This window comes from Spirosoma flavus, from assembly GCF_054778555.1.
This window is the reverse complement of the sequence record NZ_BAAGZL010000001.1, coordinates 888,040-910,432: the sequence shown is the minus strand read 5'-3', so window position 1 is coordinate 910,432 and position 22,393 is coordinate 888,040. Positions and strand designations below refer to the sequence as shown.

The window sequence follows — 22,393 nt, the reverse complement described above, 5'->3', positions numbered from 1 at the left end:
ATAAAGTTCTTTTTATGCTAATTAAGACTCAACTAGTCTAGTACTCTGCCAATAACGTATCGCTCCCACTCCAATAATTCCTGCTATATCGGCAAGGGTTAACGTAATGTGTATCCAATTGAAATCGAGACGTAGCAGCGTCAGCATGTATCCTACCAGATAAACGCCCCAAACTGCTAATAATAGGAGCATCGTCTGGCGAAATGTGCGTCGCAGGATAGCCGGCAGCTGCGTTCCCAACTCGTTCCAAAGGCGATTCAGCGTAAAAAAGATAAATACGTAGTCAATCAGAGCGATAAGTCCCCACGTCAGTTTGGGCCCGGTTTGGATCTCATTATCAAATGAAAGCTGCTGATGGCCGATGTAGCTCGCCAGAAACATAAACAGCACAGCCATCAATAAACCCATCCATTGCCGTTTGATACGTTCCCACGGAACACCAAAAAGAGCGAGAAGTTGAATGATAGCTAGTGGGGACGTAACGAACCAGATAACGTAGCGGTATTGACCAACCGCGTTATACCCCTCACGTACAGAAGTTTGCCGATCGTTGCTGTCAGTTACAGTAGCTAATTCAGAAAGAGACGTAACGTAATGCGTTTGAATCTGGTAATAGACCAATCCAGCAATGGCTGAAGCCAACGCTGTCAGCAAGAAGGTATTACGTTGTTCAGAAGGGATTTGATCGCGGACGGCCAGCGAGAAGATAAAGCTGGCCAGAAAGCCATACATGGCCACCTGCAAAAAAAAATAAGCAATCATTGCCAGCACCCCCGCAGTACCCGCTGTTGGAATAAACGTATTAGCAATCTCCATAAATGCAGTAACGGTAGGTTTGGTTATACTACCATTACTGCATCTAAGGTATAAAGGTTTTATTTAGGCATGGCGGCTTTTGCCACTTCCATATCTTTTTTGGCTTTATCGATCAGTTGTTGAGCGTAGGTACGTAACGTTTCATTCTTGCCGTATTGCAGGTACGTAGTGGCCATATCGATTGCATCCTGACGCTGGTCTAGAAACAACGTAGCGAAATTTTTATCCAGACTGCTTGTCAGTTTGTCGCTAGCACCGTTTTGCTGTAATTTAAGGTTCATAGCCTCGATATTACGGCTCTGTTGCTGCGTAAATGCCTGATTCGGACGCGTTGGCTTTAGCTGCTTAATGGTACCATCGAGCATAGTAACATCACTAGTGGCAATGGGAAGCATATCTTTTGCCAGTTGTTGGATGGCGGGGTCCTTGCCATTCTGAATTTCCTGATTTAGCAAATCCTGTACACCCTGGGTATGCAGTTTAGCCTGATAAGCATAGTCGAAATCGGGATCACCGGTAGCAACCAGTTTTTTCATTTTAGTAATCGTTTGCTGCATCGGCTGAACAAGTGCTGTTTTGGCTGGATCAGCGGCTTGAGCACTCTGCGTAGCAGCTCCACTGGTAGCTTGTGCGCAAGCACTCAGTGAAGCACTGGATAAAAGGGCAACAAAAGCCCAGATAGACAGATTAGATGGGAGCGTTTTCATTGGTAAACTGATTATTAAATTAGTGTGACGAGGTCAACCTTAATGAGTTACCTAATAAAGACAAAAAAAAGTCGGGAAGGTTTAGCGAGGTGGTGCAATTATACCTGACTTTGATTTGCATTAGTGCTGTTTTGAATAAAAAAAGACGAATGAAATTCATCCGTCTTTTTCAATAATAAGTCGTTTCCAAGTCTACAACCGAATAATTTCTGCACCAATCGCATTGAGACGTGAATCGATGTTTTGGTAACCGCGATCGATCTGCTCGATATTGTCGATGATGCTGGTACCTTGTGCCGACAGGGCCGCGATGAGTAAAGCAACCCCCGCCCGAATATCGGGTGATGACATGCGGATGCCTTTCAACGGAATCTGACGATTCAGACCCACAACTGTAGCACGGTGCGGATCGCAGAGGATAATTTGCGCGCCCATGTCGATGAGTTTATCGACGAAAAACAGGCGGCTTTCGAACATTTTCTGGTGAATAAGTAACGTACCTTGTGCCTGTACGGCCGTTACGAGCACAATACTTAACAAGTCAGGTGTAAAACCCGGCCAGGGCGCATCGGCCACCGTCATCATGCCGCCGTCCAGAAAACTGTCGATTTGATAGCGTTCCTGCGCCGGGATGAAAATATCGTCGCCCCGAAATTCCATTTGAATACCCAACCGTCGAAACTGATCGGGAATAATGCCCAACTCCGGAATCTGGCAGTTTTTGATGGTAATTTCCGATTGTGTCATGGCAGCCATGCCGATAAACGATCCGATTTCAATCATGTCGGGCAACATGGTATGCTCGGTTCCTTTCAACTCCGAAACGCCTTCGATGGTAAGCAGATTCGATCCAACACCCGTAATTTTTGCGCCCATCGAGTTGAGCATTTTGCTCAATTGCTGGAGGTAAGGCTCACAGGCCGCGTTGTAAATGGTCGTGGTTCCCTCGGCCATCACAGCGGCCATCAATACGTTGGCCGTACCCGTTACCGATGCTTCGTCAAGCAGCATATACGTACCGCGCAGATTGCTGGCATCGACCTGATAATAGCCGCCATCGTTTGCGTCATAATTGAATTGCGCTCCTAGTTTCTCGAAGCCCAGAAAGTGGGTATCCAGTCGCCGACGACCGATTTTGTCGCCACCGGGTCGGGGAATACGTCCTTTTTTGAAACGGGCCAGCATGGGTCCAAGCAACATAACCGACCCACGTAGCGCGGCAGCTTTACGTTTGTAGACATCCGTATCCAGGTAATCGAGATTGACGTCGCTGGCCTGAAACCGGTAGGAATTACCCCCAATTTTAGTAACCCATACGCCCAAATCACCCAACAGATCAATGAGTTGGTTGACATCGCGAATACTTGGTATATTATGAATGGTGATCGGTTCTTTGGTAAGCAATACGGCGCAGAGAATTTGCAGCGCTTCGTTTTTTGCTCCCTGTGGAATAAGTTCACCTTTTAAGGTACGTCCACCTGTAATTTGAAAAGATGCCATTTTAGGAATGATGAATTGTAGTTAATGTATAATGAACAATGGTTAATGCATAATGTTAAGACGCTACGTTAGCAGCCCGTTCATTATTCACTAACCATTATTTATTAAAAAATTATCTGCGTCGGCGTGGGCCGTCGTTACGATTGTTGCCGGGGCGATTATTGCCAAAATTGCGCTGGCCGCCTGAGTTATCGTTGCGGTTATTGGAACGCCCTTGCTGATTATTATTGCGATTTCCGAAGTTGCGCTGGCCGCCCTGGCCGTTATTCGGTCGCCCCTGATTATTGGGCCGCTGACTGCCGTCGCGGTGATTCGTGTTGCTGATACGTTGGGGTTGATCGCCGGTACGTTCGCGCGGGGTTGATTCCACCAGCCCTTGTTCCCGAATCAGCTTAATGTCGTCGTAAAGTTTACCGCTTGATAAATCGATCAAGCTCTGGTAGATTGTTTCGTCTTCAACCGATTCTTTGTTCCAGGCCTGGTAGAAAGTACGCATCAGGCGGGTCAGATACGACACAAACGCCCGGCGTTCGTCGGGGTCTTCCAGCGAGGTTGCTTTTGCCACCAGCAAATCGACATTACGTCCGAAGTGCTTGAATTTCAGATGGTGCGTGTTGTAGGGAACCCGCTGCGGCTTTTTACCCAGTGCTTCTTCCGACGGGGGTGGATAAGGACTATCGACATCTAACGTGAAGCCCGACATGATATACAGGTCGTCCCACAGTTTATTGTAGTAGTCCTGCCCATCTTTCATGTTGGGGTGAATTTGCCGCATTAATTCGATCAGGATGTGGGCGTAACGAGTCCGTTTTTCCCGATCCTCAATGTTGACCATGTTGTCAACCAGCTTTTGGATACTGCTGCCGTATTCTTTCAAAGGCTTTGCCTGATTTTATTTAAGAGAACAAAAGTACAAAGAAAGCCACAGGGTACAAGGCACTACCTGCGAAGGAAACGTACTGTTTGTTGACCCAGGCACCAGCTATTGACTCAAACCCGCTTGTTGTTGATTCAGACTAGTGGCGACTTGACAGCCCCGGTAGTTTTGCAGTGTTAAACCGCTACGGCGGACCGCAACCAAAACAACAAATACAATGAACAAATTAGTAAAAATTTCGGCTTTCGTGGCCGCAGTTCTCTTATTCTCAATTGGGTTAATTTCCTGCGACAAAAATAATCTGACCGATCCGATGCCGCAGCAAAATGGGGCAGCCCGTACGGGTGTGAACCAATTTGATATTCCGCCGGTGGTGAGTATTTTCAAAAAATATACCCTCACGAAAGATGGAAATACCGTATTAACCTATAGTAGTGATGGCCGGTTGATAAAAGCATCGCTTGACCCAAACCACTATATCGACTATGGCTATGGATTCAACGGTAGTGTGATTACAAAGACGGAACATCTTAGTGGAAAAGTTACCAAGCAAGAATTTTACACCCTGAATAATGACGGTAAAGCGACTCATTCGCATCATAAAACCTTTAATTTTCAGGGTAACGTTGAGACTGAACGTTCGTATGATTATGAGTATTACACCGAGAATGGCCTCAAAGGGAACCTCAAGAAGATTAAAAGCACGATAAATAATGAGCGCTGGGATTTCACGTACAACCCCAATCACGGTATCGACTGGATTAACCATACAGATGCTTCCGGCGTAAACGACGAGAATATCTGGCATAGTTATGGAAGTCCAACCGGCGGCCTCGTCGACAAAAACCGACTCAATCCAACGGTGAAGCCACTGGACACGTATCTTAAAATATTTGGTGATTTCGACCAGCTTCACCTGGTTCCTATGGAGCATCACTACAAACCCGGCAGTAATTCGCCCTTTGTAAGCTTTTTCTACGATTATACATTGAATGCCGACGGCTACCCGATTCAACGCGGAACCAAAATGAATACCATACAGGTGGCCCTTAAATTCTTCGACTATGAAGTAACACCCATTGGTACGATACCAACACGTCAAAACTGACCTGTTAGTGCTACGTCACCCGGTATCAACATAGCATAGGTTAAGATTCATCTACTCCCCGAACGTACTACGTTATCGGGGAGTCTTTTTTTAGGGCTAAGTGAGTCTCCAAATTTGTATATGTTCCATCGGCAAACGTAGGGAATACGCTACTTTTGCGGCACACTTCATGTAACGGCGCTACGTTACCTCTATTCATGTCTGCTGCTCAACACCCCACGCCCATTTCTTACCGCACCGAACTCCTTGATACCGTTCGACTTAGCGTGCCAATCATCATTGCGCAACTTGGAGTTGTCCTGATGGGCGTTACCGATAACCTATTCGTTGGGCGATTGCTGGGTTCAGTGCCCTTAGGAGCGGCTGGCCTGGCCAATTCGCTCTCCTTTCTGATGTCGAGCATTGGCGTCGGTGGGCTATCGGTCGTGGCGGCACTGGTATCGAAATCACGCAGTCAGGGCGACCCGGCTTCCATAAACCGCTTTTTTCGGGCGGGTATTCGGGTGGCTCTGCTACTCAGTTTTATCTTAGGTGGATTATCGGTACTGCTGGCGTTTAACTTCGACCTGTTTGGCCAAACTCCTAACGTAACGCAACTGGCGCGCGATTTCATGCTCATTCTGAGTGCGTCGCTATTACCCCTGCTGATTTTTGTGGCCGCTCGTCAACTCTGCGACGGGCTGCGTTACCCACGCGTTGCCATGACCATTACGTTGTCGGCATTGCTGGTCAACGCGTTGCTGAACTACGTATTGATTAAAGGCATTGGGCCGTTTCCAGAACTTGGCCTGATGGGATCAGCAACGGCTACGTTGCTGTCACGAACGTTTATGGCCGGGGCCATGCTGGCTTACATTTACCGGGCTCAACGCTTCAAGGAATATTTAAAACCGGAATTTCGATCCCAGCCAACCAATGCCGAAGCCTGGACGGTTCTGCGTCTGGGAATTCCGGGGGGGCTAACGTTTTTTTTCGAAGTTGCTACGTTCTCGCTGGCCGTCGTCATTGTGGGTTGGCTGGGCGAAAACCAATTGGCGGCTCACCAGATTGCCATCAACATGGCTTCCGTTACGTATATGATGGCAACGGGCATTTCGTCGGCGGCAGCGATTCGGGTCAGTGCCGCCCTGGGACGTAACAGTCAGGAAGGAATCTGGCGGGCGGGCGTAGCCGCGTTTATCCTGTCGGTTGGTTTTATGAGCCTGGCTGCATTGCTCTTCCTGACGGCTAACGACTGGCTCGTTACGTTGTATATCCGCGATAACCCGAGTGTGATGCAGATTGCCGCATCGCTGGTTATTATTGCGGGTTTCTTTCAGCTTTCTGACGGTGTGCAGGTCGTAGCGCTCGGTGGTTTGCGCGGCTTGTCGGACGTGAACGTACCAACGGTGATTACGTTGTTTTCATACTGGGTAGTCGCCCTTCCTCTCAGCTACGTATTGGCCTTCCCATTCAAGCTTGATGCGGTTGGCGTTTGGATCGGCTTACTGACTGGCCTTACCCTAGCGGCCGCGTTGTTAACGTGGCGATTTTTTCGGCGGGTAAAGCGGTATGAACCCGTGTTGCCTAGTCAGTCTGAGCCTGATTTTCCTGTACACTCAGCTTCGTAAGCTAGTACCTGTGTCTGGACCAAGCCACATTTTTAGCGCATACTATCGAGCAACTCATCACGACTAGGTCGGTCTGAAGTAAGCTCATAGGAAATTCCATCCCGGTCTAAGTGGTCCATGAACGTAGCGTAGTTTTCTTTTTCGACGGAAAAGACGTACCAGTTTTCGTAAGGTTCGTTGAAAATCTCAACTTCGGTCAACGAAGCCCGTTTTTGCAATTGTTCGTATTGCGCCTGCTCGAGCGCATCCTGCTTAATCAAAAAATACCACAAAGGACGTAGCGGTTAGGATAAATAAGTACCAATCAAATCGTTACGTTACTGTTCAAGGTAACGTAGCGTTTTAAAAACGAAAAATCCCGTGTGACAGTTTGCCACACGGGATTTTAAAACGCCTGGACGTATCACTTATTTGTTAACGGCCAGAATATAATCGGCTAATACCAAACCCGCTTCGTTCAGATACGGGTCTTTTTTCTTTTTCGGAGCAGCCGCTGTTCCTGTTTCGTCAACGGGTGCACTCGCAGCCTGCGAAACTTTATTGGCAGCCGCTCGTTTTTTCTCAGCTTCATCCCGTTCTTTCCGACGTTTCGACTCCTGCAATGATACAACCGTGTTTTCTTTGGCCTTCTTGAAATCGGCCAGATCCTGCGCCAGTTGTTTCAATTCCGGGTCCGACTTTAACCGCTGATCGAATTTTTCGCGCAGACGGGTCAGGATTTTGTCGTTTAGCGCCGTCGACTGTTCGTAACGAGTCGAACCAATCTGATCCCAAGGCAGGGCGCTTGGCTGCGAACTCTCGCCATATTCTTCGGCCGAGAAAGCGGATGGCAGCTCAATATCAGGCGTTACGCCTTTGTGCTGCGTGCTGCTGCCGTTAATCCGATAAAATTTCTGAATAGTCATTTTTACCTGACCAACTTTCTCCTGTGATTTAGGCAACCATTGATTCAGGTCGATCAGCGTCTGCACCGTTCCCTTTCCGAACGTTTGACCGCCAACGATAACACCCCGTTTGTAGTCCTGAATAGCTGCGGCAAAGATTTCGGAGGCCGAGGCACTAAACCGGTTCACCAGCACTGCCATGGGGCCGTCGTACGTAACAGATGGATCAGGATCGGTGTAGACTTCCGTTTCACCTGTCGACTCACGAACCTGCACAACCGGGCCTTTCGGAATGAATAACCCTGTCAGGTTGATGGCTTCGGTCAGCGAACCACCGCCGTTGTCGCGCAGGTCAATCACGATACCGTCTACTTTTTCAGTTTTCAGTTCTTCAACAAACCGCTTCACATCGCTGGTCGTGCTGCTGAAGCCTTCTTCACGCTTACGAGCACCTTCGAAATCGCGGTAGAACATCGGAATGTTAATCACACCAATTTTAAATGGCCGACCATTGTCCGATACCTCAATGACTTCTTTCTTAGCCCGCTGCTCTTCGAGTTTGATTTTCTCACGAACCAGACGAATCTCTTTGGGTGGAGCTCCTGCTATCGCGTTGGGCGATATGATTTGCAGGCGTACTACGGTACCTTTGGGGCCTTTAATGAGTTTTACAACCTCATCAACCTGCCAGTTCATTGTGTTCACCATGTGGCCATTATCGCCCTGAGCTACACCGGCAATTTTGTCTTCTTTCTGAAGGAGTTTGCTCTTAAAGGCAGGACCACCGGGCAACACTTCCGTAATCCGAATATAGTCGCCGTCTTCACGTAGCATTGCGCCAATGCCTTCGAGCGACTGGCTCATTTCCTGGTTAAAACGATCAGCGTTGTTGGGCGACAGATAATTCGTGTGCGGGTCAAGCGCTTCGGCAAACGAGTTCATATACATCTGGAACACGTCGGCGCTTTTAATGCGATTGATCGCTTTATCAAGGTTGCCATACCGCTGGGTCATCAGGGCCGTTACCGCACTGTCCTTCCGATTACCAAGCCGCAGTTCCAATTCCTGATTCTTGATAATCTTTGTCCAGAGTTCGTCCAGTTCGGCAGGCGTTTTAGCCCAAGATGCCTTTTCGCGGTCGGTGTTAAAACTTTCGTCATCAGTAAACGTGAACGGCTTTTTAAGTTGCTCTTTAACGAAAGCGCTACGTTCCTGATACCGTTTCCGGAATACGTTGTAGAGATCATAAGCCGCCGAAAGATCGCCATTAATCAGGGCATCATCAATTTGATTGCGATACTTCTCAAAAGAGGCTACGTCCGACGCCAGGAGATACGTCTTGTTGCCATCGACCTCTTTGAGATAGTTATCCCAAATCACTGACGACAACGAATCATTGAGCCGTACCTTACGATAGTGATACGTTGTTAGCAGCTTGGCTACCAGCGTCTCTACCTGCTCCTGTGACACCGTAGGCTTCAGATCATCGATCGGAGAAGCCTGTCGACTCACGTGACTAGAAGCACGGCTCAGCGTAGATGCATCTGAGGGTGAATCCGGCTGAAAACTCAGCATCAGCACGGGCAAAAGGGTTACCAGATACTTTTTCATTCGATCCAGATTAATGGCGAAAGGGTGAAAGAGCGAAAGAGTGTTGGTGATCTGGTTACCTATTCACCGTGGCGACGGACCGCTCTTTCATTCTTTCGCGCTTTCACTCTTAGTTATTGTTTAACAATATCAAGCAGCTCGACATCAAAGACCAACGTAGCGCCGGGTTTGATGTCGCCACCGGTTCCCCGGTCGCCGTATGCCAGATCGGATGGAATATACAATTTCCATTTCGAACCAACGGGCATCAGTTGCAGGGCTTCAGTCCAGCCTTTAATCACTTCAGTAACACCGAATTCGGCAGGTTGGCCTCGTTCAACTGAACTGTCGAACACATGGCCATCCAGCGTGCGGCCGGTATAATGTACTTTAACCCGATCTTTGTCTGTTGGTTTAGCACCAGTTCCTTCTTTTTCGATGGAATACTGCAATCCGCTGGACGTAGTGACTACACCGGGCTTCGCTTTATTCTCCGTCAGAAAAGCCGTACCTGCCTTTTTGTTTTCCGCCGAAACCTTCATCATTTCAGCCTGTTGTCCAGCGGCCTTTTTCTGCATCAGGTTGTTCATAATCTGACCAGCCTGCGCCATAGTCAGTTTAGTATTATCACCCTTCAGCATATCCATCAATCCCTGCGTGAGTAGCGTGGTATTAACATCGGCCAAACCCTGTTGTTTGAGGTTCTGGGCCATAAAAAGGCCAATGCTATAACTAACCGAGTCCTGAGAAGATGCCATGCTCGCGGCCGATGCACTTGATTTTGCGGTGGCAGTCGGCCGAGCCGCTGATTTAGGTTTAGAAACGGCAGGTTTTTTTCCTTGTGCAGCCGCAGTACCGGCCATAAAAACAGCCGACATCATACCGGCCAGCATCCATTGGTTAAACTTCATGCGAAAAAGTAAACGTGTGAACTTACAGAACTATACTATTCCTAAAACATGAACGAATAGGATAAAAGTTTATTTATCGAACAGTTTCGAAAAAAAACTCGTGACTCCTAACTTCATGATTTTAAACGACATTCAGCTATTAAAAGTAGCTGAAAATTTGGCTAATGACAATTTTAGCCGCCTAATGTACGGCGATTTTGGATAAACGGTTCGATAGACTGGCTTAGTGGTTGACTGAATCGGGGCGGCATATCGGAAAAGTCTAAGATTCAGGCGTCATTTCTTCATTTCGTCGCATTTTTATGAAATTTTAATTGTACCTTTGCGGCCGAAAAATCAAACTAAAATTTCCCTTTCATATATGGACTCCGTAAGACCCGACGAGATATCAGCCATTCTGCGCCAGCAACTGGCCGGAACCCAAACCGAAGCTGAACTCGAAGAAGTCGGTACGGTGCTGCAAATCGGCGACGGCGTAGCGCGTATCTACGGCCTCTCCAAAGTGCAGGCCGGCGAATTGCTGTCGTTCGACAATGGGCTTCAGGCAATGGCCCTGAACCTCGAAGAAGATAACGTTGGAGCAGTATTGCTCGGCGATTATTCAGAAATTAAAGAAGGCGACACCGTTAAACGTACCAATCAGATTGCCTATGTGAACGTAGGCGATGGTATTTTAGGTCGCGTCGTAAATACGCTCGGTCTGCCAATCGACGGCATGGGCCCTATTCAGGGTGACGTGTTCCCAATGCCCTTGGAACGGAAAGCACCGGGTGTAATCTACCGTCAACCCGTGAACGAGCCGCTTCAAACCGGGATTAAGGCTATCGACGCCATGATCCCCATTGGCCGCGGTCAGCGGGAGTTAATCATCGGCGACCGTCAGACGGGTAAAACCGCTGTGGCGATCGACACGATCATCAACCAGAAAGAATTTTACGACAAAGGTCAGCCAGTATTCTGTATCTACGTAGCGTGCGGTCAGAAAGCGTCGACCGTGAAGCAGGTAGAAGCTACGTTACGTAAGGCGGGCGCTATGGATTACACGGTAATTGTATCGGCCAATGCTTCTGACCCTTCTCCGATGCAGTTCTTCGCGCCGTTTACGGGTGCGGCCATTGGCGAATTTTTCCGCGATACGGGTCGCCCAGCGCTGGTTGTTTATGACGATCTGTCGAAACAGGCGGTTGCTTATCGCGAAGTATCGCTACTGCTACGTCGCCCACCAGGACGTGAAGCGTATCCTGGAGACGTATTCTATCTCCACAGCCGCCTGCTGGAACGGGCCGCTAAAATCAATAGCAACGACGAGATCGCCAAAAACATGAATGACCTGCCACCATCGTTGCAGGACAAAGTGAAAGGTGGTGGTTCGCTGACGGCGCTTCCGATCATCGAAACGCAGGCTGGTGACGTATCGGCTTACATTCCGACCAACGTAATTTCGATTACGGACGGACAGATCTTCCTGGAGTCGAACTTGTTCAACTCGGGTATTCGCCCAGCCATCAACGTAGGTATTTCGGTATCGCGTGTGGGTGGTAATGCGCAGATCAAGTCGATGAAGAAAGTAGCTGGTACGTTGAAACTCGATCAGGCGCAGTTCCGCGAGCTGGAAGCCTTCGCGAAATTCGGTTCTGACCTTGATGCGTCGACCAAACTTACCATCGAACGGGGTCGCCGGAATCAGGAGATGCTGAAACAGCCTCAATACGCTCCAGTGTCCGTAGAACAGCAGGTTGCTATTATCTACGCTTCGACGAACGGCTTACTCGACAAAGTACCTGTCAACAAAGTAAAAGCGTTCGAAAGCGAGTTTGGAATGGTGCTGAGTGCCCAATATCCGAACGTACTGGACGAGCTTCGCGCCGGTAAATTGACGGACGAAGGTACTGCTACGTTGAAGAAAGTAGCTGCTGATTTGTCTGCCAATTATTAAAATACTAAGTCAATAGTCGGTAGTTAGTAGTCGTAAGCCAACGATTACTAACTACCGACTGACGACTATCGACCACTATGGCCTCTCTTAAAGAAGTACGCGCCCGTATCGCATCGATCAACTCGACACAGCAGATCACCAAAGCCATGAAAATGGTGTCGGCGGCAAAACTGCGTCGGGCGCAGGAAAATATAACCCAGCTACGGCCTTATGCCCAGAAGCTAAGCCAGATGCTCGGTACTGTATCGGCGGGAGCCGAAACGGCATCGGAAAGCCCTTATAAGCAGGCCCGGACAGTTGATCGGGTGTTGCTGATTGTTGTTACGTCGGATCGGGGCCTCTGTGGAGCTTTTAACACAAACGCCGTGAAAGGAGCGCTGGCACTGATCGACGAAAAATACGCGTCGCAGGCTCGGGCGGGTAACGTAGAGATTATGGCTATCGGCAAAAAAGGCGCTGAAGCCTTTGCGCGTCGGGGCATGAAAGTCAATACTACGCACGTCGATACGTTCAGCTCATTAAACTTTGCTTCCGTTCGCGCGGCTGCCGAAGAAGCCATGGCCGGTTTCGCCGAAGGCCGGTATGACGTAGTAGAAATCATCTACAACGAGTTCCGCAACGCAGCGGTGCAAATTGTACGGATGGAACAGATGCTACCCATTGTGGCTGCTGAAACAGCTGGTTCGACAAGCTCGATCAATTACATTTTTGAACCGTCGGAAGAAGAAATCGTAACGGAGCTGATTCCGAAAACGATTAAAATTCAATTGTACAAAGCCGTTCTGGATTCGAACGCAGCCGAACACGGTGCCCGAATGACGGCTATGGATAAAGCAACGGATAACGCCGGTGAACTGCTGAAAGAGCTTCGTCTGGTCTACAACCGGACACGTCAGGCCGCCATCACGACCGAAATCCTCGAAATCGTGGGTGGTGCCGAAGCCCTGGCAAATGCCTAATCGTTATTCGCAATAGGTTTTCTGAAGAAGGCCACAGCTCAATCGGGTTGTGGCCTTCTTCTTTTAATACGTTTCCGTAAGTAAAATCCGGCTGAACTGTCTTCCTATTAAATAAAGTTTGGGGTTTTACGCAGTAAAGTACATGAGCAAAAAATGCAGATTACGTCTAAAAAGTCAACTGATTTGGTGCATAGTATTGCTAAGCACTATCAGCCTTGTTCAGGCGCAAACCCTTAATCAGAAAGCGTCGGGGTATAGAGGCATTTGGTATTTTATCGGGAAGACCAACGATACGTATGTGCACAAATACAGCGGGGGACTTGGTACGTATCCGGCCAATCATTATCCTTTTTCCGTTTATGCGCCGTCGGTTCAAAAAACCTTTTTCTGCTATGGTGGTGTCACAGATTCAACTTCGCGTCAGTTATGCCATATGGTTGGCTTTTTCGATCATAAAACCGGGATGGTATCTCGGCCTACATTACTGCTCAACAAACAAACAGACGACGCGCACGATAATCCAGTAATACAGCTTGATGATAAAGGCTATGTCTGGATTTTTTCGACATCGCATGGCACCGAACGACCTTCTTTTATTCATCGTAGCAGCAAATCCCACGATATCAGCAGCTTTGAGCGGATTGACGCCACCCGATTGAACGAAAAAGGCGAAAAAATACCGTTCGACAATTTCTCTTACCTGCAAACGTATTACCAATCCGGACGTGGATTTTTCAATCTCATGACTCATTACGACCGAAACGTGCTACGTTATGGCAAAAACAAACCCCGCCGAACAATTTCGTTTTTAACGAGTCATGACGGGATTAACTGGTCAGCCTGGAAAGATATTGCCACAATTGAAGAAGGTCATTATCAGAGCAGTAATCAGTGGAAAAACAAGGTGGGTAGCGCTTTCAATTACCATCCCGATACGGAAACTGGAGCGGGTTTGGATTACCGCACTAACTTATACTACGTTGAAACGGACGATTTTGGTCAAAACTGGAAAACTGCAGATGGGAAGTCAGTACGTTTGCCATTAACAACGACAACTAATTCAGCACTGGTTAAGGACTATAAAAGCCTCGGGCTAAACGTCTACATCAGCGATGTAAATCACGACGATAAGGGACGTCCAGTTATTTTGTACGTTACCAGTAAAGGCCCCGAGCCGGGTCCTGAAAATGGCCCCTATAGCTGGCACGTTGCCCATTGGACGGGTCAGCAGTGGACCATACACGACGTAGCACAATCGGACCACAATTATGACATGGGTTCGCTCTACGTAGCAGGTAATCTTTGGCGCATTATTGGGCCGGTAAACGCTGGTCCTCAACCCTATGGAACGGGTGGCGATTTGGTACTATTGGAAAGTAAGGATCAGGGGAAAAGCTGGAAAACAGGCAAACCGATTACCCAGAACAAAACCCGAAATCAGAGCTACCCCCGCCGGCCAGTAGCTGCCCATCCCGGTTTTTACGCATTCTGGGCTGACGGAAATGCACGTCAGCTATCGGCTTCTTATCTCTATTTCTGCAATCAGGATGGGCAGGTTTTTCAGCTTCCTGCTCAAATGAAGGCTGATATGGAAAAACCGCTGCCGATTTCTCCCAAGTAACGTAGTACATCGTAATCACTGGAACGTAGCAATGCTACTTTCGGGCGAGTTCTTCGTATAATTTCCAGTATTCACCGGCAATCGCTGGCCAGGAAAACCCATTCGCTCGCCGACGTACCCGCTCCTGACGTAGTGGATTCTGGGCAAAATCACGTAGTCCCTCATCAAGCGTTCGGGCCATGTTTTCCGGTTCGAAATCTTCGAAATAATAGGCTTCCTTCCCTCCTACTTCGGGCAAACTCGTCAGTCTTGAAATAAAAACGGGCTTCCCAAATGTCATGGCTTCGGCAACCGGAAGACCAAAACCTTCGGATAGAGAAGGAAATAAAAAGGCCTCACAGTGCTCATAAAGCCAAAGTTTAGTGGCTTCATCAACCGGGCCGGGCATTACGAGCCGATCAGCAACGCCTAATTTCTGTGCCTGCTCGCGAATGTGCTGTGCGTATGGATGCCGGTCGGGGCCGGCCAATACTAACCGATAATCCGGGAAAGCTTCGAGCAGTGGCAGCAGCGTGTGCACATTTTTTTTCGGGTGAATAACCCCAACGAACAGAAAAAACGGTACGTCCTTAAATGCTACGTTGAATATTTGATTATCAGGTAATTCCGAGGGCGTATTTTCTGGATTGACCGCTACGCCAGTATACACTACGTTCAAGGGTGTACTGGCTGGAATGTGCAGATGTTCGCGCATGACGGAAGCAGTATAGGCAGAGCCGGCCGTCAGCAACGTAGCACGGTTGATTTTTCGCTGAAGCTTGGCCAACCGTCGGTTTTTCTTGGCCGGCGAGTAGTCAGTACGTTCCAGAAAGTTCAGGTCATACACCGTCAGCATCAGTTTAGTTGCCCGATTAGAAGGTAAGTAGGCTGAATCCTGATGCAGACAATGCCAGACATCGTATTGGCCCGGAATCCAGATTTTCCGTAGCCAGGACGCTTCGATGTACTTGACCGTATCCCCAAAAATGCCTGATTTTCCTTTAGGCACCAGAAACGTTAGCCGCCAGGAAGGCGGGCACTGACGTATCAGTTCATGCCCCAGATGCAGACACACCTGCCCTAAGCCGCTGTTGAGGTCACGCAGACGTTCGGTGTCAATGAAAAGAGAAGGCATCCGTTTTTATAATTTGGGCAAATGCGGTGCCTCCGTCATCATGGCAACATCTTTTGCCGCCTTCCGCAACCCTTTGTCCTGAAGCATCTGCCCTATTGCATTCGTCAGATAAATAGAAGCTTCAATTTCTGCTTTGCGGATGGCCACACTTTCGATATTGAAGCCGAAGGGAACACCATGTTCAAGACAGAACGTAGTAAGTGCTGAGGCAATATCAAGACATATTTTCACCGATTTCTCAAGAATATCGTCTGATTTTTTCAGTTCTTCTTTCAACTCATCCGGTACGTGAATGCCCAGCCACTCCATAAACTGAAGCGTTTTAGCCGATCCGCAGGCGGTAATCGTGAAAATAATCGTAGGAGGATTAATACGCTGACCCTTACAGTTCGTGAGCAGCGCTTCGACAACCTGCTTCGCGTAGTCGACATTAAAAATGCACTGTGAGATAAAGTAAGACACCCCGCAGCTCATCTTATCCAGCATCCTGACATCTTCATCTTTTAGTACGTTATGCCGTTCAGGGATGGTTACCGCGCCAATGACGGATGTTTCCTGATGCCTGCTCCAGATTTTATAGGCTTCCTGCAAGCTGGTTTTTACTGGAAAATCGGGTGCCGGTACGCCAACAAAAACAGGATAGAATTGCTGCGTATGCAACTCTTCCAGCCAATCGGTTAACTCTTCGTTCGAAAATTTACCAGCAGGGCGATAGATTATTTTCGGAACCTGCAAAGAACCCAGATAATCGGCAGCAAAACTAAGCGGATCAAGCGCGTTTAAAAACGGGAAAGGTCTTTCTTCTTTTGTTCGAGCCGATTCATCCTGAACGTCATACACCACAAGTGCATCGATATCCAGGGCAGTTAATCGCTCAATTGTTTTGTGGGCAATCTCGGCAACGCGTTCAGGAGGAGTACCGACTTTGGGAGGAGTGATGCCATAAAGCAACACACCTGATTCTGCAGATTTGATTTTTTCTAAAAACATGCTGGTACTTAAACTTGGACTTCAGGCTTTTTCGTCTGGTTTTCTAATCTACTATACTAAATTTTCTGTCATTATCATTTGTCTTTCTATACGCACCGTCTTTAATCCTGCCTGATGTTGGAGAAAGGCATCGATTACTGCTTTGTCAGTGCTTTTCCTGCTTTCGGAGGTACAAAGGAACGTATACTATCGATAATAGTTGCAATTAGTTAAAATGGCGCCTGAAATTACGATGTTAATAAGAGGATTTACGAAACATTTTCAGGAGATGACTGGCTAGAGTACATTGCCCGTAACTACCTGTTATGAATACAATTTATAGTAATGAATCACCTTTTATTGACCAATAAAATCATTTATTTGCTATACCAAAACCTACCGCTGCCGTGAAGTCGCACGAGTACCTCGATCCCGCTCCCATTACCCGTCATTTGAGGGCTATGTACAGTTCCCGAATTTTAATCGCGGCTGTTCATCACATACCCGTATTTGAAACGCTGGTGCATGAATCACTTTCCGTAGCAGAACTCAGTAAGCGGCTCCATTTAAATGAACGACCAGCCAGCGTGCTGTTTCCTTCCCTGTGCGCCATGAATCTGCTCGCTTATAATCAGGCCGGGCAACTTGGTATCACGGAGCTGGGCCGCTTCCTGACTGAAAGTCAAAGCGATAACCTGATCGGCTACGTTGGTCTGGAGAAAGACGATGCGGGTGTGCTTGAAATGGCGATACGTCTTCAAAACGATGGTCCGCTGGAAACGCCCGATGGCATCTCATACGTCAAGGAAGGTGAAGCACCTTCGCCGATGGACGATCCGGAGTTGTCCCGCAAATTCACGCTGGGGCTGGCCGGTCGCGCTCGTCATTTGTCTCCCATCGTGGCGGCTAAAATGACGCAGCGCGAAGGCCATCTGCTGGACGTAGCGGGCGGAACGGGTCTGTATACCTATGAGTGGCTACTTAATAACCCTACCTCAACCGCTACGTTATTTGATCGTCAGGCGGTTTTGGACGTAGCAAAGGAGCTCCTTGACGATTTTGGGCGGAGTGGTAGACCAGGAGCCGAAAGCGTTCCAGAGCGCGTTACGTTCCTGGCAGGCGATATGCTGACCGATACGTTACCCAAAGCAGATATTCTTCTGGCAGCCAGCCTGTTTCACGACTGGCCAACGACAACCTGCCAATTACTGGCAAATCGGTTTGCCGAAGCGTTACGTCCTAATGGCGAACTCTGGGCGCACGATGCCTTTTTGAACGATACGTTAGATGGACCACTGGCAGTGACAGACTACTCAGCCCAACTATTCTGGGGCACAAAAGGCCGTTGCTACAGCCGGGCCGAATACCGAAGCTGGTTTGTTGAGGCCGGTCTGGAACCAATGGAAGAAACCATTCCTACCGGACTGGACTACAGCCTGATATGGGCGCGCAAACCCGCCTGATACGTTCAAAGCAAAATCCAGTTAATTCTTTCATCTTGTTAGAAGCCAGGCCGCGTCGGCAGCCCGATCAGGCAATCCAACCAATCCTGTAAATCCTTTTAATCTTGTTGGAATCCCGGTTTATCTTTGCACCATGACTTTACAAAACGATTTACTGCTCCGTACGGCGCGGGGCGAATTGACCGAACGCGTACCAGTCTGGATGATGCGACAAGCCGGGCGTGTATTACCTCAATACCGGGTCGTTCGTGAGCAGGCGGGCAGTTTCATTACGTTGGCAAAAACGCCCGAACTCGCTGCTGAAGTGACCATTCAGCCGGTAGATGCTTTCGATGTAGATGCCGCCATCATTTTCTCCGATATTCTGGTGGTGCCCGAAGCGATGGGCCTCCCCTACGAAATGATCGAAAGTCGTGGTCCTGTTTTTCCGCAAACGGTACGTAACATGAGCGAGCTAAGCCGCCTGCGCGTGGCCGATGCCGAAAGTGACCTTGGCTACGTATTAGACGCGATCAGGCTGACTAAAAAGGAGTTAAACAATCGCGTACCGCTGATTGGCTTCGCCGGAGCACCCTTCACCATTTTCTGTTACATGACCGAAGGGAAAGGCTCAAAAACGTTTTCGGTCGCCAAAAAACTGCTTTACACCGACCCCGATTTTGCCCACGCGCTGCTTCAGCAGATCACCGATAGCACCATTGCCTACCTACAGGCGCAGATACGTGCCGGAGTCGATTTGATTCAGATTTTTGATTCCTGGGCGGGTATTCTCTCGCCTGAACAATACGCTACGTTCTCACTGCCGTATATCAAACAAATCTGCGATTTAATCACCGACGTACCGGTTACGGTTTTTGCCAAAGGAGCCTTCTTTGCCCGGCAAGACATTGGCCAACTCAGCTGCGACGTAGTGGGCCTCGACTGGAACATGGACCCGCATGAATCGCGTCAGCTCATTCCCGACCGGGTTTTGCAGGGAAATCTGGACCCTTGTGTTCTTTACGCCGATTTTGCCCAGATTCGCGCTGAAGTGAAGCGGATGCTCGATGGGTTTGGTCACCAGCATTACATCGCCAATCTGGGCCACGGTATTTATCCGGATACCGATCCGGACAAGGCCAAATGTTTTGTTGATGCGATCAAAGAGTTGGGCGCTGCTTAATTTTTTACCCTGCTGAGGTACGTAGCATTTTAGAGATACCTCAGCAGGATAAAAACAAACATGCTACGTCTGTGCAAGGGGAATGGTCATGATTACCCGCGTCCCTGCCGATTGATTATCAGCGTCGAACAAATCGACAATTTCCAGCTTTGCCTTGCTGTCTTTCCGACGTAGTGATTCAAAAATACCTCTCGTCATTTCCTGACCTCGCGAAATATGCCCCTCGACACGCGGGGCAAACGTTCGTCCGACGCCGTTGTCTTCGATGATGCAAACGATATGGTTCTGCTGAATTCGAGCCGTTACGGTCAGCGTCTTTTTTCCTTCTTTCGGCATCAGACCGTGCCAGATGGCATTTTCAACGTAGGGCTGGAGCAACATCGGCGGCAGCATGGCATCTAATAGCTGCTCGTTATCGTCAATGTCGAACGTATAGCTGAATTCGTGATTGAACCGAAACGATTCGATTTCGACATACATTTTCAGCGTTTCAATAATCTGCTCGAACGAAAGGTACTGGTGGTTCGAATTCTCCATGATTCGACGTACCAGCTTCGAAAACTTCGACAGATACTTTGCTCCTTCAATGCCTCGATTGGTCAGCAAATAATTCTGTACCGAATTGAGTGAGTTGAACAAAAAGTGCGGATTCATCTGCGACTGTAACGCTTTCAGCCGCCATTCGGCAATCTGGAGGTCTAATTGATTACGTTCGGCCAACGTATTGAACCGCCACCGCATCAGCAAAACAATCAGGCCACCAATGAAAACCCCAATCAGAATTTTAAAAAACCAGGTGTCCGTAAAATAAGGCTCGACGGTTAACCGGATGGCCAACGGCTTTTCCGTCGTCAATCCAAAACTATCACTGCTTCTGACACGTAGCGTATACGATCGGGCCGGCAGGTTCGTAAATGACACCGTATGCTGATTACCGATATCGACCCAACCCGGCTCATAACCCTCTAGCTGATAGCTGTATACGTTTTTAGAAGCAGGTTCAAAATTCAGCGTTGAAAAATTAAGTGCAATTGAATTTTCGTCGGGTTTCAAGACAATTTCCTTGTGAATATCCTGATGCAATCGCTTTCCCTTCACGTCTACGGAGCTAAGCGCGATATGCGGAACGGATTTACTATGAACCAGCGCATTGATATCCAGCTCGTTAATAGTATTTAGATACCCCAGCAGCAACTCGTCTGGTCCGTTTTTAAAAAATCCGGTTGGTGCATTGCTGTTTAGTCCTTCGATAGTTGTTAAATGCTTTATTTTCCGGGTTTTCAAATTTGCAATATGAATACCTTCATTCGTGCTGAACCAGATATTACCAAATTTATCTTCGCAGAGATTGGAGCAGAACGTATCATGCAGCTCGTCGTGTTCGTAATCGAAAGAGCTCAAAATCAACCCATTAGACGAGATTTTATTTATGCCACCCCAGCTAGCCACCAGTATAGATCCGTTCGTACCCGGCTGCAAGGCGTTCAGGCATAGGCCTCCCAAGCTCTTGCCTTTATTAATCGGCAACGTTCTAATATCAACAAATTTCCCCTGACCCGGCTTTGCCGATTGTTCGTCGACGTAGTAAAGGCCTTTGGGGCAGGTAGCCACCCAGATTTTCCCGTCATCGGCTTCACAAATCGCCTTGATATAATTATTCTGCATCAGCCGCTGATTCTCCGAATCAGGCCAGAGTTTGTGTTCAGCGCCGGTTACAGGGTCAATCACCTTTAAGCCTTCCGTAAGATTGGCGATCCAGAGCCGACCTTTCCGATCCAGCAAACCGTCTCTGAATTCGGTAGACGTAAACAATTTGGATGCTACGTTCATTGGCGAGAACGTAGCAGTGGCCGGATTCCCAATAAATAGACCTCGATTCGTAAAAGCCACGGGCCGACCGTTAATCCAGTGCAGTTGATTGGTATAGGCGTTCGTTGGATACGGCCACAGTCGGAACTGATTCGTTGCTGGTTGCCAGGCCAATGCTCCGGAGTGTGACAAACCTAACAAATAGCTTTTGCCCGGCATAGGCAGGAAACTTGTGATGTCGACTTGTGACTGCGCTATGTTTGCCGGTATGTCGATAGTATGAATTCCGGGGTTTCGATAGCGATACTTGAACAGTCCTTTGCGCGTTCCAATCCAGAGAATTCCATTCACCTTATCGTCGTAAATCGTTTTGATATGAATGCCTTTCCGATAGAATTCGGGCAGGTGGTACACTTCATTTCGGGATGGGTAGTAGACGCTTAGTCCCTTTTCGGTACCGACAAAAAATAGCTTTTGTCCGTTTGCATCGATCGATTCCTGACCGCAGATTACATTCTGTTTAGCAAATTCTTTCGTTAAAAATCGGAACGTTCCGTTCGCCGGAGTAAAACAAACCAACCCCTGATCGTAGGCCCCCATCCAGATGTTTCCTGATGCATCTTCAAAGGCCATCTCCAGTCGGACTGGCTTCTGATTTGCTCCCTGAGTAGCCTCTCGGCCTAATAAACAGGTGATTTTGTCCTGCTGACGGTCGTACCGGTACAGTCCCACTTCCGAAACAATCCAGAGCCTGCGCTGACGATCTTCAAAAAACGTAGCGTCTTCGTGCGTCGTATGCGTTTTAGAAAGAGGATAGTGTCGTAGCTTTTTATGTTTCGGATCATATCGCTTCACCAATTCATAATCGCACATCCAGATTTGACCGTACGAATCGACGAAAGCACGCTCGTGCAGGTCGTTAGTTTGGTCATTATCCTGATAATTATTGTAGAGAATTGTTTGCGCAGTCAGGGTTACAGGATTGATCGCCCACAGACCTTTCGTCGCAACAGAGGTATAAATTGTTCCTGACGAATCGACGGAGACGCCGGAACTATAGCCTAGCCGCTGGTTATCAGGGGTATAAAACGAATAACCATCGTACCGACAAACGCTACGTCCCGTACCGATCCACAAAAAGCCTTCTTTATCTTTTGTGATGCACCAGATGTCATTAGATGGCAGGCCTTCTTTGGTAGTCAGGTGTTCGAACGTCAGCGTCGGTTGCTGGGCATAGCTATTCCAGATAATGGCCAGAAAAACCAACAAAGAAACCAACCGTTGCCGCATACATCTGTTTTTACAGACAAAGTAAACGTTTAGAACGTACTACTTCTATTTCTTACGTCATTACGTC

Annotated in this window: 17 protein-coding genes; 7 read left to right on the top strand and 10 right to left on the bottom strand. The window is 48.3% G+C overall.

Annotated elements, in window-relative coordinates:
* Nucleotides 1–21 precede the first annotated feature (21 nt).
* The 4 genes from ACYVF1_RS03530 to ACYVF1_RS03515 form a co-directional block, all read right to left on the bottom strand.
* Complete coding sequence (locus tag ACYVF1_RS03530; protein WP_461075671.1) at nt 22–816, bottom strand: bacteriorhodopsin; 795 nt, start codon at nt 814–816, stop codon at nt 22–24.
* A gap of 59 nt (nt 817–875) precedes the next feature.
* Nucleotides 876–1,523, bottom strand: coding sequence for a DUF305 domain-containing protein (locus ACYVF1_RS03525; protein WP_461075669.1), 648 nt, complete (start codon nt 1,521–1,523; stop codon nt 876–878).
* Between the two features lie 192 nt (nt 1,524–1,715).
* Nucleotides 1,716–3,023, bottom strand: coding sequence for a UDP-N-acetylglucosamine 1-carboxyvinyltransferase (gene murA / locus ACYVF1_RS03520; RefSeq protein WP_461075667.1), 1,308 nt, complete (start codon nt 3,021–3,023; stop codon nt 1,716–1,718).
* Between the two features lie 112 nt (nt 3,024–3,135).
* The gene (locus ACYVF1_RS03515; RefSeq protein ID WP_461075665.1) at nt 3,136–3,900 is read right to left on the bottom strand and encodes a DUF4290 domain-containing protein; all 765 of its coding nucleotides are present in this window, start codon (nt 3,898–3,900) and stop codon (nt 3,136–3,138) included.
* Nucleotides 3,901–4,117: 217 nt separating this feature from the next.
* Here ACYVF1_RS03515 and ACYVF1_RS03510 point away from each other — a divergent pair, with 217 nt between their 5' ends.
* Both ACYVF1_RS03510 and ACYVF1_RS03505 read left to right on the top strand, forming a co-directional pair.
* Complete coding sequence (locus ACYVF1_RS03510) at nt 4,118–5,008, top strand: hypothetical protein (protein ID WP_461075663.1); 891 nt, start codon at nt 4,118–4,120, stop codon at nt 5,006–5,008.
* Nucleotides 5,009–5,205: 197 nt separating this feature from the next.
* Nucleotides 5,206–6,618, top strand: coding sequence for an MATE family efflux transporter (locus ACYVF1_RS03505; protein ID WP_461075661.1), 1,413 nt, complete (start codon nt 5,206–5,208; stop codon nt 6,616–6,618).
* A 32-nt stretch (nt 6,619–6,650) separates the two neighbouring features.
* On the opposite strand, the gene ACYVF1_RS03500 is transcribed toward ACYVF1_RS03505, so the two are convergent.
* The 3 genes from ACYVF1_RS03500 to ACYVF1_RS03490 form a co-directional block, all read right to left on the bottom strand.
* Nucleotides 6,651–6,890, bottom strand: coding sequence for a hypothetical protein (locus tag ACYVF1_RS03500; protein ID WP_461075659.1), 240 nt, complete (start codon nt 6,888–6,890; stop codon nt 6,651–6,653).
* A gap of 135 nt (nt 6,891–7,025) precedes the next feature.
* Nucleotides 7,026–9,113, bottom strand: coding sequence for a carboxy terminal-processing peptidase (locus ACYVF1_RS03495; RefSeq protein ID WP_461075657.1), 2,088 nt, complete (start codon nt 9,111–9,113; stop codon nt 7,026–7,028).
* 113 nt (nt 9,114–9,226) lie between these two features.
* Complete coding sequence (locus ACYVF1_RS03490; RefSeq protein ID WP_461075655.1) at nt 9,227–10,003, bottom strand: FKBP-type peptidyl-prolyl cis-trans isomerase; 777 nt, start codon at nt 10,001–10,003, stop codon at nt 9,227–9,229.
* A gap of 361 nt (nt 10,004–10,364) precedes the next feature.
* On the opposite strand from ACYVF1_RS03490, the gene atpA reads away from it, so the two are divergent.
* The 3 genes from atpA (at nt 10,365) to ACYVF1_RS03475 (ending at nt 14,519) form a co-directional block, all read left to right on the top strand.
* The gene (gene atpA, locus ACYVF1_RS03485) at nt 10,365–11,939 is read left to right on the top strand and encodes a F0F1 ATP synthase subunit alpha (RefSeq protein ID WP_461075653.1); all 1,575 of its coding nucleotides are present in this window, start codon (nt 10,365–10,367) and stop codon (nt 11,937–11,939) included.
* 77 nt (nt 11,940–12,016) lie between these two features.
* Nucleotides 12,017–12,898, top strand: a complete 882-nt coding sequence (atpG, locus tag ACYVF1_RS03480; RefSeq protein WP_461075651.1) for an ATP synthase F1 subunit gamma — start codon at nt 12,017–12,019, stop codon at nt 12,896–12,898.
* A gap of 142 nt (nt 12,899–13,040) precedes the next feature.
* Nucleotides 13,041–14,519 (top strand): BNR-4 repeat-containing protein, encoded by a 1,479-nt coding sequence (locus ACYVF1_RS03475; RefSeq protein ID WP_461075649.1) that lies wholly within the window; start codon nt 13,041–13,043, stop codon nt 14,517–14,519.
* Nucleotides 14,520–14,553: 34 nt separating this feature from the next.
* Here ACYVF1_RS03475 and ACYVF1_RS03470 read toward each other — a convergent pair whose 3' ends face one another.
* Together ACYVF1_RS03470 and ACYVF1_RS03465 are read right to left on the bottom strand one after the other, a co-directional pair.
* On the bottom strand, nt 14,554–15,633 hold the full coding sequence (locus ACYVF1_RS03470) for a glycosyltransferase family 4 protein (protein ID WP_461075647.1): 1,080 nt from the start codon (nt 15,631–15,633) through the stop codon (nt 14,554–14,556).
* A 6-nt stretch (nt 15,634–15,639) separates the two neighbouring features.
* Nucleotides 15,640–16,623 carry a methylenetetrahydrofolate reductase gene (locus ACYVF1_RS03465; RefSeq protein WP_461075645.1) on the bottom strand — a complete coding sequence of 328 codons (984 nt, stop codon included), beginning with the start codon at nt 16,621–16,623 and terminating at the stop codon, nt 15,640–15,642.
* 386 nt (nt 16,624–17,009) lie between these two features.
* On the opposite strand from ACYVF1_RS03465, the gene ACYVF1_RS03460 reads away from it, so the two are divergent.
* On the top strand, nt 17,010–18,065 hold the full coding sequence (locus ACYVF1_RS03460) for a methyltransferase (protein WP_461075643.1): 1,056 nt from the start codon (nt 17,010–17,012) through the stop codon (nt 18,063–18,065).
* 133 nt (nt 18,066–18,198) lie between these two features.
* Nucleotides 18,199–19,227, top strand: coding sequence for a uroporphyrinogen decarboxylase (gene hemE, locus ACYVF1_RS03455; protein ID WP_461075641.1), 1,029 nt, complete (start codon nt 18,199–18,201; stop codon nt 19,225–19,227).
* A 63-nt stretch (nt 19,228–19,290) separates the two neighbouring features.
* On the opposite strand, the gene ACYVF1_RS03450 is transcribed toward hemE, so the two are convergent.
* The gene (locus ACYVF1_RS03450) at nt 19,291–22,326 is read right to left on the bottom strand and encodes a two-component regulator propeller domain-containing protein (RefSeq protein WP_461075639.1); all 3,036 of its coding nucleotides are present in this window, start codon (nt 22,324–22,326) and stop codon (nt 19,291–19,293) included.
* Nucleotides 22,327–22,393 lie beyond the last annotated feature (67 nt).

What these genes read in the sequence shown, in the direction of transcription:
- hemE (WP_461075641.1), top strand. Translation starts at nt 18,199, where the DNA reads ATGACTTTACAAAACGATTTACTGCTCCGTACGGCGCGGGGCGAATTG.
- ACYVF1_RS03505 (WP_461075661.1), top strand. Translation starts at nt 5,206, where the DNA reads ATGTCTGCTGCTCAACACCCCACGCCCATTTCTTACCGCACCGAACTC.
- murA (WP_461075667.1), bottom strand. Translation starts at nt 3,023, where the DNA reads ATGGCATCTTTTCAAATTACAGGTGGACGTACCTTAAAAGGTGAACTT.
- atpG (WP_461075651.1), top strand. Translation starts at nt 12,017, where the DNA reads ATGGCCTCTCTTAAAGAAGTACGCGCCCGTATCGCATCGATCAACTCG.
- ACYVF1_RS03510 (WP_461075663.1), top strand. Translation starts at nt 4,118, where the DNA reads ATGAACAAATTAGTAAAAATTTCGGCTTTCGTGGCCGCAGTTCTCTTA.
- ACYVF1_RS03475 (WP_461075649.1), top strand. Translation starts at nt 13,041, where the DNA reads ATGAGCAAAAAATGCAGATTACGTCTAAAAAGTCAACTGATTTGGTGC.
- ACYVF1_RS03470 (WP_461075647.1), bottom strand. Translation starts at nt 15,633, where the DNA reads ATGCCTTCTCTTTTCATTGACACCGAACGTCTGCGTGACCTCAACAGC.
- ACYVF1_RS03450 (WP_461075639.1), bottom strand. Translation starts at nt 22,326, where the DNA reads ATGCGGCAACGGTTGGTTTCTTTGTTGGTTTTTCTGGCCATTATCTGG.
- ACYVF1_RS03525 (WP_461075669.1), bottom strand. Translation starts at nt 1,523, where the DNA reads ATGAAAACGCTCCCATCTAATCTGTCTATCTGGGCTTTTGTTGCCCTT.
- ACYVF1_RS03490 (WP_461075655.1), bottom strand. Translation starts at nt 10,003, where the DNA reads ATGAAGTTTAACCAATGGATGCTGGCCGGTATGATGTCGGCTGTTTTT.
- ACYVF1_RS03465 (WP_461075645.1), bottom strand. Translation starts at nt 16,623, where the DNA reads ATGTTTTTAGAAAAAATCAAATCTGCAGAATCAGGTGTGTTGCTTTAT.
- atpA (WP_461075653.1), top strand. Translation starts at nt 10,365, where the DNA reads ATGGACTCCGTAAGACCCGACGAGATATCAGCCATTCTGCGCCAGCAA.
- ACYVF1_RS03495 (WP_461075657.1), bottom strand. Translation starts at nt 9,113, where the DNA reads ATGAAAAAGTATCTGGTAACCCTTTTGCCCGTGCTGATGCTGAGTTTT.
- ACYVF1_RS03530 (WP_461075671.1), bottom strand. Translation starts at nt 816, where the DNA reads ATGGAGATTGCTAATACGTTTATTCCAACAGCGGGTACTGCGGGGGTG.